Annotated in this window: 14 protein-coding genes; 3 read left to right on the top strand and 11 right to left on the bottom strand. The window is 29.4% G+C overall.

Annotated features, from left to right (window positions below; all coding sequences use genetic code 11):
- The first annotated feature begins 286 nt into the window (after positions 1-286).
- From Q0V08_RS06715 to panF, 3 genes are read left to right on the top strand one after another with little or no spacing between them, the layout of a single operon-like run.
- Positions 287-1,498, top strand: a complete 1,212-nt coding sequence (locus Q0V08_RS06715; protein WP_297433236.1) for an FprA family A-type flavoprotein — start codon at positions 287-289, stop codon at positions 1,496-1,498.
- A gap of 60 nt (positions 1,499-1,558) precedes the next feature.
- Complete coding sequence (locus Q0V08_RS06710) at positions 1,559-1,792, top strand: YhdT family protein (protein ID WP_297433234.1); 234 nt, start codon at positions 1,559-1,561, stop codon at positions 1,790-1,792.
- Positions 1,793-1,800: 8 nt separating this feature from the next.
- Entirely contained in the window at positions 1,801-3,249 is a 1,449-nt protein-coding gene (gene panF, locus Q0V08_RS06705; protein ID WP_297433232.1) for a sodium/pantothenate symporter, read from the top strand.
- Between the two features lie 17 nt (positions 3,250-3,266).
- Here panF and Q0V08_RS06700 read toward each other — a convergent pair whose 3' ends face one another.
- From Q0V08_RS06700 to Q0V08_RS06650, 11 genes are read right to left on the bottom strand one after another with little or no spacing between them, the layout of a single operon-like run.
- On the bottom strand, positions 3,267-5,165 hold the full coding sequence (locus Q0V08_RS06700) for a molybdopterin biosynthesis protein (protein ID WP_297433230.1): 1,899 nt from the start codon (positions 5,163-5,165) through the stop codon (positions 3,267-3,269).
- Entirely contained in the window at positions 5,158-6,363 is a 1,206-nt protein-coding gene (locus Q0V08_RS06695) for a molybdopterin molybdotransferase MoeA (protein ID WP_297433228.1), read from the bottom strand. Before Q0V08_RS06695 ends, Q0V08_RS06700 begins: the two co-directional genes overlap by 8 nt.
- Positions 6,363-7,073 (bottom strand): twin-arginine translocase subunit TatC, encoded by a 711-nt coding sequence (tatC, locus tag Q0V08_RS06690; protein ID WP_297433226.1) that lies wholly within the window; start codon positions 7,071-7,073, stop codon positions 6,363-6,365. The genes Q0V08_RS06695 and tatC overlap by 1 nt, the downstream gene beginning before the upstream one ends.
- The gene (locus Q0V08_RS06685) at positions 7,063-7,260 is read right to left on the bottom strand and encodes a twin-arginine translocase TatA/TatE family subunit (RefSeq protein WP_023050495.1); all 198 of its coding nucleotides are present in this window, start codon (positions 7,258-7,260) and stop codon (positions 7,063-7,065) included. Before Q0V08_RS06685 ends, tatC begins: the two co-directional genes overlap by 11 nt.
- Positions 7,261-7,273: 13 nt before the next feature.
- Positions 7,274-7,993 carry a formate dehydrogenase accessory sulfurtransferase FdhD gene (gene fdhD / locus Q0V08_RS06680; protein ID WP_297433223.1) on the bottom strand — a complete coding sequence of 240 codons (720 nt, stop codon included), beginning with the start codon at positions 7,991-7,993 and terminating at the stop codon, positions 7,274-7,276.
- A 12-nt stretch (positions 7,994-8,005) separates the two neighbouring features.
- Positions 8,006-8,530, bottom strand: coding sequence for a hypothetical protein (locus Q0V08_RS06675; protein ID WP_297433221.1), 525 nt, complete (start codon positions 8,528-8,530; stop codon positions 8,006-8,008).
- 18 nt (positions 8,531-8,548) lie between these two features.
- Positions 8,549-10,657 carry an aldehyde ferredoxin oxidoreductase gene (locus Q0V08_RS06670; RefSeq protein WP_297433219.1) on the bottom strand — a complete coding sequence of 703 codons (2,109 nt, stop codon included), beginning with the start codon at positions 10,655-10,657 and terminating at the stop codon, positions 8,549-8,551.
- 20 nt (positions 10,658-10,677) lie between these two features.
- Positions 10,678-11,325: a ferredoxin-like protein gene (locus tag Q0V08_RS06665; protein WP_297433217.1), complete on the bottom strand. Its 648-nt coding sequence runs from the start codon at positions 11,323-11,325 to the stop codon at positions 10,678-10,680.
- Positions 11,325-11,930, bottom strand: coding sequence for an ABC transporter ATP-binding protein (locus tag Q0V08_RS06660; protein ID WP_297433216.1), 606 nt, complete (start codon positions 11,928-11,930; stop codon positions 11,325-11,327). The genes Q0V08_RS06665 and Q0V08_RS06660 overlap by 1 nt, the downstream gene beginning before the upstream one ends.
- Complete coding sequence (locus Q0V08_RS06655; protein WP_297433215.1) at positions 11,931-12,560, bottom strand: ABC transporter permease; 630 nt, start codon at positions 12,558-12,560, stop codon at positions 11,931-11,933.
- Position 12,561: 1 nt separating this feature from the next.
- Positions 12,562-13,347, bottom strand: coding sequence for a substrate-binding domain-containing protein (locus Q0V08_RS06650; RefSeq protein WP_297433213.1), 786 nt, complete (start codon positions 13,345-13,347; stop codon positions 12,562-12,564).
- Positions 13,348-13,523: the final 176 nt, after the last annotated feature.

Genomic DNA, 13,523 nt, shown 5'->3' with positions numbered 1-13,523 from the left:
AACTACCTATTTGTAAAAATATTGGATTCATATAAAATCTCCCTATTTGTAATTTTTGTATATCTAGCTTTGATTTGATTATATCACCACTTCGAATTTTCGTAAAACTTTTTTTATTTTTTTCTACATTATTTATTAAATCAATGTCCTTTTTATATTTTTTTTGTATAGTTTTTGTTAACCTATATTTAATTATTGTTTATTTTTACAATTATAGTTGAATTTTTAATAATTTTAGATTAAAATATATACAGTTAATATAGACTAAAATATCAAGGAGGAAAATATGCATTATCATGCGCCTATTACAGAAAAAGTTTTCTGGATTGGAACTAACGATAGAAAAACTGAAAGATTTGAAAATTATTTGCCATTACCGCAAGGTGTTGCTTATAATTCATATTTAATAAACGATGAAAAAACTTGTATCATTGATACAGTTGACTTCTCAACTGCTGGGTTATTTATTGAAAAAATAAATGGAATTTTAAAAGGAAAAGCTCTTGACTATATTATAGTTAACCATATGGAACCTGACCATTCTGGTTCTTTAGGAGAAGTTATGGCTCATTTTCCTGAAGCAAAACTTATTGGTAACGTAATCACACTAAAAATGATTAAAGCTTTTATTCCTGATTTTGATGAATCAAAATTTATTTGTATAAAAGAAGGAGATAAATTAAGTTTAGGTCACCATACTTTAACTTTTGCTATGGTTCCTATGGTTCACTGGCCTGAGTCAATGGTTACATATGATATAACTGACAAAATTTTATTCTCTAATGATGCCTTTGGAAGTTTTGGAACTCTAGATGGTGGAATCTTTGATGATGAAATTAATTTTTCTTTCTATGAAGATGAAATGAGAAGATATTATTCTAACATAGTTGGAAAATATGGTCCTCAAGTTTTAAATGCTATTAATAAATTAGGTGGACTTGAAATAAAATATATCTGTCCTTCTCATGGAATTTTATGGAGAAAAGATATCTCTGTAGTTATCAATCACTTTGCTAATTGGGCAAGCTTTACTCCTGAAGAAGAGGGTGTAGTTATTGTGTATGGTACTTTATATGGAACAACTGCAAAAATGGCAAATGTTATTGCTAGAGAACTTGCTTGGAATGGAATTAAAAATATAAAAATATATGATGCCTCAAAAACTGATCACTCTTATATTATTAGCGATATTTGGAAATATAAAGGGCTTATTATTGGATCTGCAGCTCATAACAATGATGTTTATCCTGTTTTACAAGGACTTTTACATAAATTAAAGAATTACGGTTTAAAAAATAGATATCTTGGAATTTTTGGAAACATGCTTTGGAGCGGTGGTGGAGTAAGAGGAATACAAGCTTTTGCTGATGCTCTTCCTGGTTTAGAAGTTATCGCTGATGCTGTTGAAGCTAAAGGAGAACCAACTCCAGACGATCAAAAAAAATTAGAAAATATTGCTAAAGTTATGGCTGAAAAGTTAAAAAGTGAAAGACAATAGTATCTAAAACTTTAAAGAGAGCAAAACATGCTCTCTTTTTTTACGTTAGGGAGGTTTTTAATGAAAAAAAATATTAAACAAATTAATAAAGAAGCAATTATTACTTGTCTACTATATCTTTTTTATTTTTGCTGGTGGTATTATTTCGCATATATTTATAAATCAGATACCAATGAATTTATTTTAGGATTACCCAGCTGGTTTTTCTATTCATGTGTTTTAGGGTTGGTTGTTATAAACATATTAGTTTTTATAGCGGTTAAATGCTTTTTTAAAGATGTCGATTTAGATTAGGAGGATTAATGCTTATACTTTTACCAATTATTTTATATCTTTTTTTAATGTTAGGTGTTGCTTGGAAAGTCAATAAAATTAAAAATAGCGGCAGTGTTGATTTTATGGAGGAGTACTTTATTGGAAGCAGAAACATGGGTGGATTTGTTCTTGCTATGACAATTATTGCTACTTATATAGGTGCTAGCTCATTTATAGGTGGGCCTGGAGTTGCATATAAATTAGGACTTGGTTGGGTTCTACTTGCATGTATTCAAACACCTACCGCTTTTTTAACCTTAGGAATTTTAGGAAAACGTTTAGCTATAATATCACGTAAAATTGGAGGTCTTACTATCACTGATTTACTTAGAGCAAGATATAAAAATGACATTGTTGTTATTCTAGGATCTGTTATTATGCTAGTTTTCTTTATTGGTACTATTGTTGCAAACTTTGTTGGAGGGGCAAGACTTTTCGAAAGTGTTACTGGACTACCCTATATTGTTGGATTAGTTATTTTTTCCTTTGTTATAATTACTTATACAACTATTGGTGGATTTAGAGCTGTTGCTTTAACTGATGCCATTCAAGGTGGTGTTATGTTAATTGCTTCAGGTATTTTATTTTTCACTCTTTTAAAAAATGGTGGTGGAATGGAGAATATTATGAGAACAATTGAACAAACAAATCCTGCTCTTTTGACACCAGATTCTGGAGGAGCAATTGCTAAACCATTTATTCTTTCTTTTTGGATGTTAGTTGGTGTTGCTATTCTTGGTCTTCCTGCTACATCTGTTAGATGTATGGGATTTAAAGATAGTAAATCCATGCACAATGCAATGATTATTGGAACATCTGTTGTTGGAATTTTAATGCTTGTTATGCATTTAATTGGAGTTATGGGAGTTGCTATTCTTCCTGGAATAACTATTGGTGATAAGATAATTCCAACTTTAGCTATTTCAAAACTACATCCTATTTTAGCTGGTGTATTTATAGGTGGACCTCTTGCAGCTATTATGTCGACAGTTGATTCATTTTTAATTTTATCATCTGCAACCATTGTTAAAGATTTATATATTAACTATATTAATCCCAATCCAGGGGATAAAAAAATTAAAAAACTTTCACTTTTTACCTCACTATTTATAGGAGTAATTGTTTTTCTTTTATCACTTGATCCCCCTGAACTTTTAGTTTGGATAAATCTTTTTGCTTTAGCAGGTCAAGAAGCTGCATTTTTCTGCCCTATTATTATGGGATTATATTGGAAAAGAGCCAATGCTCTTGGTGCTATATCATCTATGATTTTTGGTGTAGCTTCATACATATATTTTTCTGTTTTTAAAATTAGCTTTTCTGGTCTTCATCAAATTGTACCAGTTATTGCTATGAGTTTATTAGTCTTCATTTTAGGATCTTTCTTAGGTGAAAAGCCCGATGATGAAACTATTGATATCTTCTTCAATCTTTAAAGATAAAATGCTCGAGATTATCTCGAGCATTTTATTTCTATAACTTCACCTGATTTATTTAAACTATATCCATCTAAACTCTCTATTTTTTTCTTTAAAAAATCAGATTTTAAAAATTTGATAAACTCTTTAATCTTTTCACTATTTTTTATCTCTGGATTTATTAAAAAATCATACTCCTCTTTAGCTAAAGGAATAAAATCTAAATCTGTTATTTTAGCAGCTTCCATTATTCCTAACCCAGCTTCAGCTGTTCCATTTTTTATAGCCATTGCTACATCTAAATGAGTTCCAACTTCATAGTCGTATCCTTTTAAATCTCTATAATTTAAGTTTTCATTCTTTAACCAATAATCTAAAAGTATCCTTGTTCCTGATCCTCTTTGTCTATTTACAAATTTAACATTTTTTTCTAATATATCTTTTATTTCCTTCAATTTTAAAGGATTTCCTTTTTGGACTATTAGTCCTTGAATTCTTTCTACACCTTTTACTAACACCATATCTTCACTTGGAAAATATTTTTGTATAAAAGAAATGTTATATTCTCCAGTATCTTCATCTAACATGTGAATTGGTGCAATATCTGTATTTCTCTGTTTTATTGCTAATATTCCTCCAAAACTTCCCACATGAGTAGAACATAGTTTTATGGAATCTCCAATCAAGTCCATAATAACATCATGACTTCCAATAGATACTAAATTGTTATCTATCTCTTTTAATGGTTTTAGTAATTTTATTTTTACTCTCTCTCCTACACTTATTCCTTCAACTGACCTAGGTATTTCTAAAATTCCATCTGCTTTTGATAAACTCGTTGTAATACCAGCGCCTCTAGCTAAAGGCATTACTATATATTCATCTTTATTTTTATGTAAAGTTACTCTCACGAGCTCTTTGTGCTTTAAAGATGATACAATACTTTTTCCTAATTTTCCATCTATAAAACTTTCAACATTGAAAATATTAGTCATCTTTTCTAAAAGTGGTTTCACAAATATATCCATTGCTAAATACGCTGAAACTGGATAGCCAGGTATACCTATAACTGGTTTTCCATTTATTTTTCCTAATATTGTTGGTTTTCCAGGCTTAATTGCTACTCCATGAATAACAACTTCTCCTATTTCTTCAATTACACTTTTTGTATAATCTTTACTACCTGCTGAAGACCCTGCATTTACTATTATAACATCATAATTTTTAGAAAGTTCATTTAGACTTTTTTTCATTTCGTTATAATTATCTTTTAATCTCTCTTGAATATATGGTATTCCACCCCATTCTTTTATTTGAGCTGAAAAAATATATGAATTACAATCAATTACTGATTTCTCCTTAAACTCTTCTTTAAATATGTCTATAACTTCATCTCCAGTTGGAATAATAGCTATAGTTGGTTTTTTATAAACTTCTATTTCTTTTATTCCTCCAGTTATAAGTGCTGCTAAATCTTGAGGTAAAATCTTATGATTTGACTTTATTAACATTTCGCCTGCTATAATATCTTCACCCATTGGTCTTATATGTTGCCACGGTTTTGCATTTTTTATGATTTTAAAGTTTCCATCCTCCAATTCAATTAACTCTTCAATCATAACAACACAATCTCCTAAAGATAAATCCAATGGATTTCCTGTATTTACATATTTAAAATCATTTTTATTCAAGTACACAGGTGTTACTTCTGTTGCTTCTTTTATTTTTTCAGAAAAAATAAAAATTCCGTCCATTGCACTTGCTGGGTATGTAGGAGAACAATAATTAGCATAAACTGCTTTGGAAGTAACTCTTCCTACAGAATCTAAAACTGATATTTTTTCGCTTTTAAAATCAAAAGATATTTCTGAAAAATACTTTTCTAAAGCTAATTCTACATCAATATTATCTATATAAATATTTCTTTTAGACATTTAATACAACCTCCACTAGCTCACCTTTATACAGCCCTTCTTTATACTCTGGTATAATTATATAACCATCTCCATCTAAAATTGGTCTTATCATAGAAGATTTACTAATAACTGGATAAACTTGTACTTTTTGATTATCTGTCTTTAACCTAACATTTATGAAACATGTTTTTCCTGGATCACCATAAATATTTTCTTTTAATTCACCATATATTTTTATTCTTTTTTTATTTAAAAATACTGGTTCAACTAGAGCTTTAAAAACATTTACCCCTGATTGAGGATGTCCTGGCATTCCAAAAATGAATTTATTTTTATATTTCGCTATTATAGTAGGCTTTCCAGGTTTTAAAGATATTCCATGAACAAATATACTACCTCCTATATCCTCTATAGCTTTTTCTGTAAAATCTCTTACACCTACAGAACTACCTCCTGAAATTAATACAACATGAGCTGTTTCTAAAGCTTTTTCCAATGTTGATGATAGAATACTTAAATCATCTTTTACTAAAAATGTACTAATAACCTCTCCTAACCCCTCTTCTATTAAAGCTCTAAAAATATTTGTATTTATATCATAAACTTCACCTATTTTTAATTCTTTTCCTAATTCTACAATTTCATCTCCTGTAGAAATAATTGAAAACTTCATTTTCTCATAAACTTTAACTTTAGATATTCCAATAGACGATAAAACCCCTATATGGCTTGATGTTATTATTTCACCTGCTTTAACTAGTGCATCTCCTTTTTTTATCTCAGACCCTTTTATAATTATATTTGAAAGCTGTGCAACACCTTTATTAATTAATATTTCCTCTCCTAAAGCTTCACAATCCTCTATCATAACCATAGCGTTTGCTCCAACAGGAAGCATCCCTCCTGTTGGTATATACATACACTGACCTGAATCTATATTATTATTATTTTCTGTTCCCATTTTTCCATCTCCTATATTCTTTAAAGGAATCGGAGAAAATTCACTAGCACCATAAACATCTTTAGCTTTTACGGCATAACCATCTACTGTAGATCTGTCAAATGATGGTAAATCTATATTTGATACTATATTTTCTGCTATAATTTTATTTAAAGAGTTCTCTAATAAAACCTCTTCTATTTTTAATTCTTTATCTAATTTTGACACTATACTATCTATAGCCTCTTTTAAACTCACTGTTTTAAAAAATCTCATTATTCCTCCTGATATTTATTTATTAACCAACAAATACCTATACTTAACTGTAATAATAATATCATTGGAAGTGCTAACATAATTTGAGATATTATGTCTGGTGGTGTCATTACTGCTGCTACTATAAATATTATTAATATCATAATTGGTTGCTTCTTCTTCAATGTTGTCGCTTTTATAAGTTTTAATTTTGCTAATAAAGCTGCTAAAACAGGCATTTCAAATACAATTCCAAAAGTAAAAATAATACTTAATACAAAATCTAAATATGATCCTATCGAAATCATTTGAGCAATTTCATCTCTTTGAAACTTTTGAAAAAACTCCAACATTGTTGGTAATACCATCCTATATGCAAAATAACTTCCAGTTACAAAAAATATCAATCCACCTATAAAGGATCCAACTATATATAATCTTTCATCTCTATAAAGACCTGGAGATACAAAAGTCCATATCTGTAAAATTGTTATTGGTGATGCTAAAATAACTCCCCCTATTAAAGATATTTTTAGATAAGCTAAAAATAACTCTGGAGGAGTTAAGTAAACTAATTTCATACTTTTATTCATTTTCAAAAATATTTCAATTAATACGTTTGAATACTCATAACAAATAAATGTAGTTATTAAATTAGCAACAACTATATACAACATTCTTTTTCTCAACTCTGCTAAATGTCCTAGCATTGTTAAATTTTTATTTTTCACTATTTCCCTCGTTCTTTGATTGTGTATTTGGATCTATATCTTTACTAATATCATTAGCATGTCCTTTAAACTCTTTTATAGCTTTCCCCAAACTTTTTCCAATTTCTGGTAGCTTTGATGGTCCAAAAACTACCAATGCTATACATAATATTAATATCAATTCAAACGGTCCTAATCTTCCAAACATATTTTATCTCCCCTTATTTTATTCTATTTTCAAAAGTATAAATTATTGGATCATTTTTTCCAATCCTTCCAATTAAACAAACTCCTAACTTTTCTGCCAATTCGATTGCTAAGCTACTTGGAATACTAATTGTAGCTACAACAGGTATTTTAGTTGCAACAGCTTTAAGTACCATATCTAAAGATAATCTACCTGTAGTTGTTATAACTGAATTTTTTAAATCAAAATCTTTATTTAAAGCAGCCCCAATAACTTTATCAACAGCATTATGTCTTCCTATATCCTCTCTTATAACAACTTCACCACTTATATTTCCAATTGATGCACAATGCATTCCACCACTATTTTTATACATTATTGCACCTTCCAACATCTCTCTTGCAACCTTTTTTATTCTTTCTAAAGATATTTGACGAGGATATTCTATTTTTTCTTTTTGCATAACTTTTTCATCAAAAAGTGCTCCACTTCCACATCCACTTAAAACTACTTTTGGAATAGTAAATAAATCATCTTTTACTTCTCCTAAAGTATATGTTGCAATAAGTTTTGCATCTTTACATGCTGCTATGCTCTCTAATTCATCTTTACTTTTTATTATTCCTCTTGTATAAAGATGACCTAAAGCTAAATCTTCTAAATCATATGGTGAACACATAAAAGTTACCATTTTTTCTCTATTCACTTTAAGCTCTACAGGTGCTTCTTCACATACATTACTTTTTTTTAACATATTACTCCTTTTTCATGGATTTTCAAACTGCCCTACCTCTGTCCATTCACATAATCCTTTTGCATGGCTAAAAATCATATATGTATCAGAAAAAAGATATTTAGTCCCATTTGAAGCTTCCACTATTTTTATATCTATATACTCTTTATTTTTTAATATCTCTTGTATTAAATCTTCTATATCATTTCTATTAAATGGAGGTATTTTAAAGATTTCTAAAGACGTTGCTCTTGGATATAATTGAGATTCTTTTCTAACTAACTCAACTATTGTTTCTTGAATATTTTTTTCTTTTAAATTAAATAAAACATCTCTGTATGTATCACTAATATAATCTTTTGAATAAAAATATACTTCTACTTTACCTCTAATTATATCTATATCTTTTGTTTTTTTATTATCTTTTAGTTCTTCTATTACTTTTTCAATTTTAGAAGCCTTTATTTTTAAAGGCTCCTTTTCTAATTCATCTCTACTAATTAATTTTCCTAATTTTGACGACTCCCTTATAGATTGAGCTAAAATCTCTATATTCATTTCTCTTCCTTTTTTATTTTATGCTGGTAATAAATTTAATCTTTCAAGTTCTGCTGCAACATCAGACATTCCCAATCTATTTAATGTTTCTTTTGTGGGAGCTCCTGTTTTTTCATCCCATCCCATCTCTTTATAGAACATTGTCAGTGCAACTTGCATATCCACTCTCTCCATCTTATCTGTTCCAGGAGTAAATGCTTTGATATCTGGATCTTTATCGAATACCCAATCAGTCATTCCATCATGTTCTTCTCTCATATTGATTGTATTCATATTTTTTACTGTTAATGCCCTATGTAAAGTAAATACTCTCTCTGCTGCTAAGTCTAAACTTTCTTCTGTATAATTTTCTCCAGTTACCACAGTCATAAACTTAGATTCTAAAGCTAAATCCCCTCTATAATTTCTTGACTTATGTGGAGAAACTGTCATTGGCCACATCCAGTTACAAAGAGTTAAAGAATCATGTAAACAATTTTTTACAATTGCCCATTTAGCTAATTTAGCTTTATATTCATTCATTGGACTATAATTTAATGGCGGATCTATTCCATCAGGTGAACCTACAATCTCTGCTACAACCTCTTTTTGAATCTCTATTGGCAATCCGCTTCCAACTAAATTTACTAAAGTATGACTTTGAGCATCTCTATTGAACATACAACTTATTAATGATCCCACTTGGCCATTTGTTTCGTTAGAATGGTGTTTTGGAAATCCTAATCTTGACCATAATCCATATTTAGGATTATTCCAATAATCATCTCCAAAGTCCCATCTTTTAGCAACCCAATATGCTCCATCTCCAAGATGACTTAACTCTCCCTCTTTATAAGCTATTCTTCTATAAAAATCAATTAAAAATGCTGGATCTTTTTCTTCTAACAAATTCCACGGAATAGAATTATATTCATCTTCTGGTAAAACCTTTTTAAAAATTCCGCTTTCATACCCATGTTTTAAATCTGTTCCTATAAGACCATAGTTACACCATACTCCATAATCATCAGCTAATGATGCTCCAATAACTGCAGCAAACATTTTTCCGTCACCTTTCTCTTCTATATCCTTATTTCCTTTAAACATCACTCTTTGAGGAGAGAAATAACCCATACAAGTGTTTGCTACATAAGGTGATAATCCGTAATCTTGTAATTTAGGTACTTTCAATTGACTCATACATCTAATTGGACATGATTGGCATCCTCCCATTCTCACTGTATATTTTTCTGCTGAAGGGCCTAAATCAAATGTAGCTTTCATCGTTCTATAACCCACTTTATTTACATCGCCTGCTGCTGCAATTCCAGTTTCTATTGGTCCACCTTCTGCTGCTCCCCAAGTTAATCCTTCTCTAGCTGTCCATCTACTTCCTTTATGGTGGAACTCAGACCAAGGTTGTGGAGTGCTTGGTACAACATGTTGATTATTAGCTCCAATTAAATCTTTCATCATGTAATTATTTAACTTCAGCAACTCTCTGCCTTTTCCAGCAATATTAACAGCATTAGTTCCCTTAACTCCAATAGCTTTTAACATCTTTGAACCTAATACACCACCATGTCCACCTGCTGAATGACTTAGTCCATTCATAATTACAGAAAGATTAACCATGTTTTCTCCAGCTTGACCTATTGCTGCTATCGAAGCTTCTTTTCCCATTATTGCACCCAATTGAGCTGTTGTATCTTTTATTCCTTTACCCCATACACTTGTTGCACTTTCTAAAGAAACTTTATCATTATCTATTTTTAACCAAACTGGTTTATTTGATTTTCCTTCAATAATTATAGCGTCATAACCTGCATATTTTAATTGCGCTGCAAAATTTCCTCCCATATGTGAATCCCCTACAGCATTATAAGGATTTGACGGAAATAGTGACGTTATATTTGTTCTAGAACTCGAAGGTGCTCCTGACCCTGTTAATGGTCCAACTGCAAATACTATTTTATTATCCTCATCAAAAGCTTTTGTTCCTGCTGGTACCTCATCAAATATAACTTTATATCCTATCCCCATTCCACCAATAAAATCTTTGTATTTAGACGTAGGTTCTTTAGTTATTATTCCTGTTGTTAAATTTACCCTTAAAATATTTCCTGCCCATCCATACGATTTACTCATTTTTTATTTATCCCCCTCAATTATCTCTTACTAAAAAAATGTGCTTTACTAATATCTTCCCACTTAATAACTTTTAAAGCATCTGTAGGACACCCTCTAACACATGATCCACAAGTTGTACATTTCGTCGCATATCCATTTTCTGTATCTATTGTAGGTAAATTCCATGGACATGCCTCTGCACAAACTCCACATCCTACACATTTATCTTTTAAAACTACCCTTGCACCTGTTCTTGCATCAGCTACTATAGCTCCATTGGGACAAGCATTGGCGCAAAAAGGTTCTCTACACTGCTTACATGTTACTGGAGACATCTTTAAATTCCCCATTTGCCCATCTTCATACTGGTAATTTATTTTAGGACCTGTTGTTCCAAAGTTATAATTTTCCCCAACTTTAATTCGAGATAAAAATGGTTGAACTTTTCCATCATTTTGTAATGTACATGTTATTTCACAACGTTGGCATCCTGTACATTTTGATCTATCCACTACTAATAATCCTTCTGGTAAAGCTGTTGCTGCCATTGCTTCTTCACCAAAACCAAACATTGACAATATCGAAGAGGTTACTGCAAATCCAGCAACTCCTTTCCCAGTTAATTTTAAAAATTCTCTTCTTGTAGTTTCTTTATCAAAAACCTTATTAATTAAACCTTTAGACATTACGTCCCCCTTTGTATTATTTTTCCTTCATCTACTTCGTAAATATAATCACTTATTCTTACTGCTTGTTCATAATCATGTGTTACTATAATTACTAAACACCCCGTATTCCTTAATTCGCTTAATATTCTTTCTACTATATATGTGCTTTTTTTATCCATGCTTGCTGTAGGCTCATCTAAGAGTAATATTTTTTTATTATAAAGAATTGTTCTAATAAATTGAATTTTTGCTTTTTCTCCACCAGATAAATTATCCACTGATGATTCTTTCAACTCCTCTACTTGAAACTCTTTTAAAAAAATAGTTACTTTCTCTAATTCTACTTTCAAATTTCTCAATTTAAATGGTTCAGTTAAGTTATAAATAACATTTCCTTTAAAAAATAATGGTTCCTGTGTAGATAAAATCACCTCATCCTCATTATATCTTAAATTTCCCTCATCATAAGATAAAATACCACCTAATATTTTTAAAAGTGTACTCTTTCCAGCACCATTTCTTCCTAATATTGAATAAATTTTTCCTTTGGAAAAATTTAAATTTGCTACTTCTAGAATTAGTCTATCTTCATAGTATTTTTTTAAATTTTTGATCTCTATCAATTATTTCACCCATTTTATTAAGAAATTTAATAGAAAAGAAATACTAAATAAAATTAATGCTATCACCAAAGAAGTATTATAATTTCCCATAGATGTTGATAAAGCTATATATGTCGTCATTACTCTAGTATGACCTTTAATATTTCCTCCAACCAACATAACTGATCCTACTTCAGAAATTCCTCTGGCAAAAGCTACTAAAAATATTCCTAAAAATCTAGTTTTTAACTCTCTAAAAAAAACTTTATTTAATTTATTTGATGGTATATGTAAAATTTTACAAGTTGTCAAAATTCTACTACCGTCATCTTCTAAAAGCTCTGAACATAATGTTATAACTAATGGTAATAACAATAAAAATTGTGCTATTATTATTGCTGTTGGCGTAAATAACAGATTTAAAGGTCCTAAAATTCCTCTCCTTGAAAGCATTAGAAGTACTACTAATCCAAATATTATTGTTGGAACTCCTGTTAAAGCTCTGAAAAACTCCAATATTTTTTTAAAAATTTTATCTTTTCTAAAAAATAATCCAAGGCTTATAAAAAATCCAACTATTGAACTTAAAATGCTTGCAACTCCTGTTACAAATAAAGATAGTAAAACAATCTCTATTATCTCTTTATCCACATTAATTACCTACAAAAAATAATGGTGTACCAAATTCACTTTTCCCATAATTTTTCATTATTTCTTCTGCTTCTTTTGACTGCATGAACTCTATAAATATCTTAATATCATCTTTTTTTGACTCTTGAACATTTGATAATTCTAAAATTGAATATATATTTTTTAAAGGTTCTTTTTCATCTAAAGGAACTTCTTGCAATTTAAAATTATCTTTTACTTTTAAAAATGTTCCACTATCAGATAACGTAAATCCTTGTAATTCAGAAGTTAAATTTAAAGTTTTAGCCATTCCTAAACCAGCTTCTTTATAATTTTTAAAATTCTTATCAACTTGTGCTTCTTTCCACATAGCTAATTCTTTAGAATGTGTACCTGATTTATCTCCTCTTGATATAAATACTAAATTTTCTGTTGCTATCTTACTTAATAATTTATTTAAGTTTTTAGGATAATTTGTTAAATCTTTCTCATTATCAGTCACAACTACAAAATAATTGTACATCAAAGGATATCTTTTTACACCATATCCATCTTCTATAAACTTTTTTTCTCTTCCTGGATCATGAGTAAATAAAATATCTACATCTCCCCTTTTACCTAGCTCTAAAGCTTCTCCAGTACCTTTAGCAATCCATTTTAATTCAATTCCTTTTTCATTTTTTAATGTTTTTGAAATTTCAGTTAAAAACCCTGTATCATCTAATGATGTTGTAGTCCCCATTAGAATTTCTCCTGCATAAATATTTGCACATATTAATAAACTTGTTAAAAATACGGACTTTTTCATTATAATCCCTCCTCATAAAATATGAATAATTATACTATTATACTAGTTTTTTTACAACTTTTTTTATTCTTTTTGTCTTGTTTTAATTTTTTTATACTAAAATAGAATAAAATTAAAATAGGATAAATTTAAAATTTATCCTACATTTTTTTTATTATTTCTAAATCTTCGAAAGT

The sequence above is a fragment of the uncultured Cetobacterium sp. genome (assembly GCF_947038635.1).
Lineage (GTDB): Bacteria > Fusobacteriota > Fusobacteriia > Fusobacteriales > Fusobacteriaceae > Cetobacterium_A.
The sequence above is the reverse complement of the archived record's forward strand: the minus strand, read 5'-3'. Positions and strand labels throughout refer to the sequence as shown.

What these genes read in the sequence shown, in the direction of transcription:
- Q0V08_RS06675 (WP_297433221.1), bottom strand. Translation starts at nt 8,530, where the DNA reads ATGAATATAGAGATTTTAGCTCAATCTATAAGGGAGTCGTCAAAATTA.
- Q0V08_RS06715 (WP_297433236.1), top strand. Translation starts at nt 287, where the DNA reads ATGCATTATCATGCGCCTATTACAGAAAAAGTTTTCTGGATTGGAACT.
- Q0V08_RS06650 (WP_297433213.1), bottom strand. Translation starts at nt 13,347, where the DNA reads ATGAAAAAGTCCGTATTTTTAACAAGTTTATTAATATGTGCAAATATT.
- Q0V08_RS06665 (WP_297433217.1), bottom strand. Translation starts at nt 11,325, where the DNA reads ATGTCTAAAGGTTTAATTAATAAGGTTTTTGATAAAGAAACTACAAGA.
- fdhD (WP_297433223.1), bottom strand. Translation starts at nt 7,993, where the DNA reads ATGTTAAAAAAAAGTAATGTATGTGAAGAAGCACCTGTAGAGCTTAAA.
- Q0V08_RS06670 (WP_297433219.1), bottom strand. Translation starts at nt 10,657, where the DNA reads ATGAGTAAATCGTATGGATGGGCAGGAAATATTTTAAGGGTAAATTTA.
- Q0V08_RS06695 (WP_297433228.1), bottom strand. Translation starts at nt 6,363, where the DNA reads ATGAGATTTTTTAAAACAGTGAGTTTAAAAGAGGCTATAGATAGTATA.
- panF (WP_297433232.1), top strand. Translation starts at nt 1,801, where the DNA reads ATGCTTATACTTTTACCAATTATTTTATATCTTTTTTTAATGTTAGGT.
- Q0V08_RS06700 (WP_297433230.1), bottom strand. Translation starts at nt 5,165, where the DNA reads ATGTCTAAAAGAAATATTTATATAGATAATATTGATGTAGAATTAGCT.
- Q0V08_RS06710 (WP_297433234.1), top strand. Translation starts at nt 1,559, where the DNA reads ATGAAAAAAAATATTAAACAAATTAATAAAGAAGCAATTATTACTTGT.
- Q0V08_RS06685 (WP_023050495.1), bottom strand. Translation starts at nt 7,260, where the DNA reads ATGTTTGGAAGATTAGGACCGTTTGAATTGATATTAATATTATGTATA.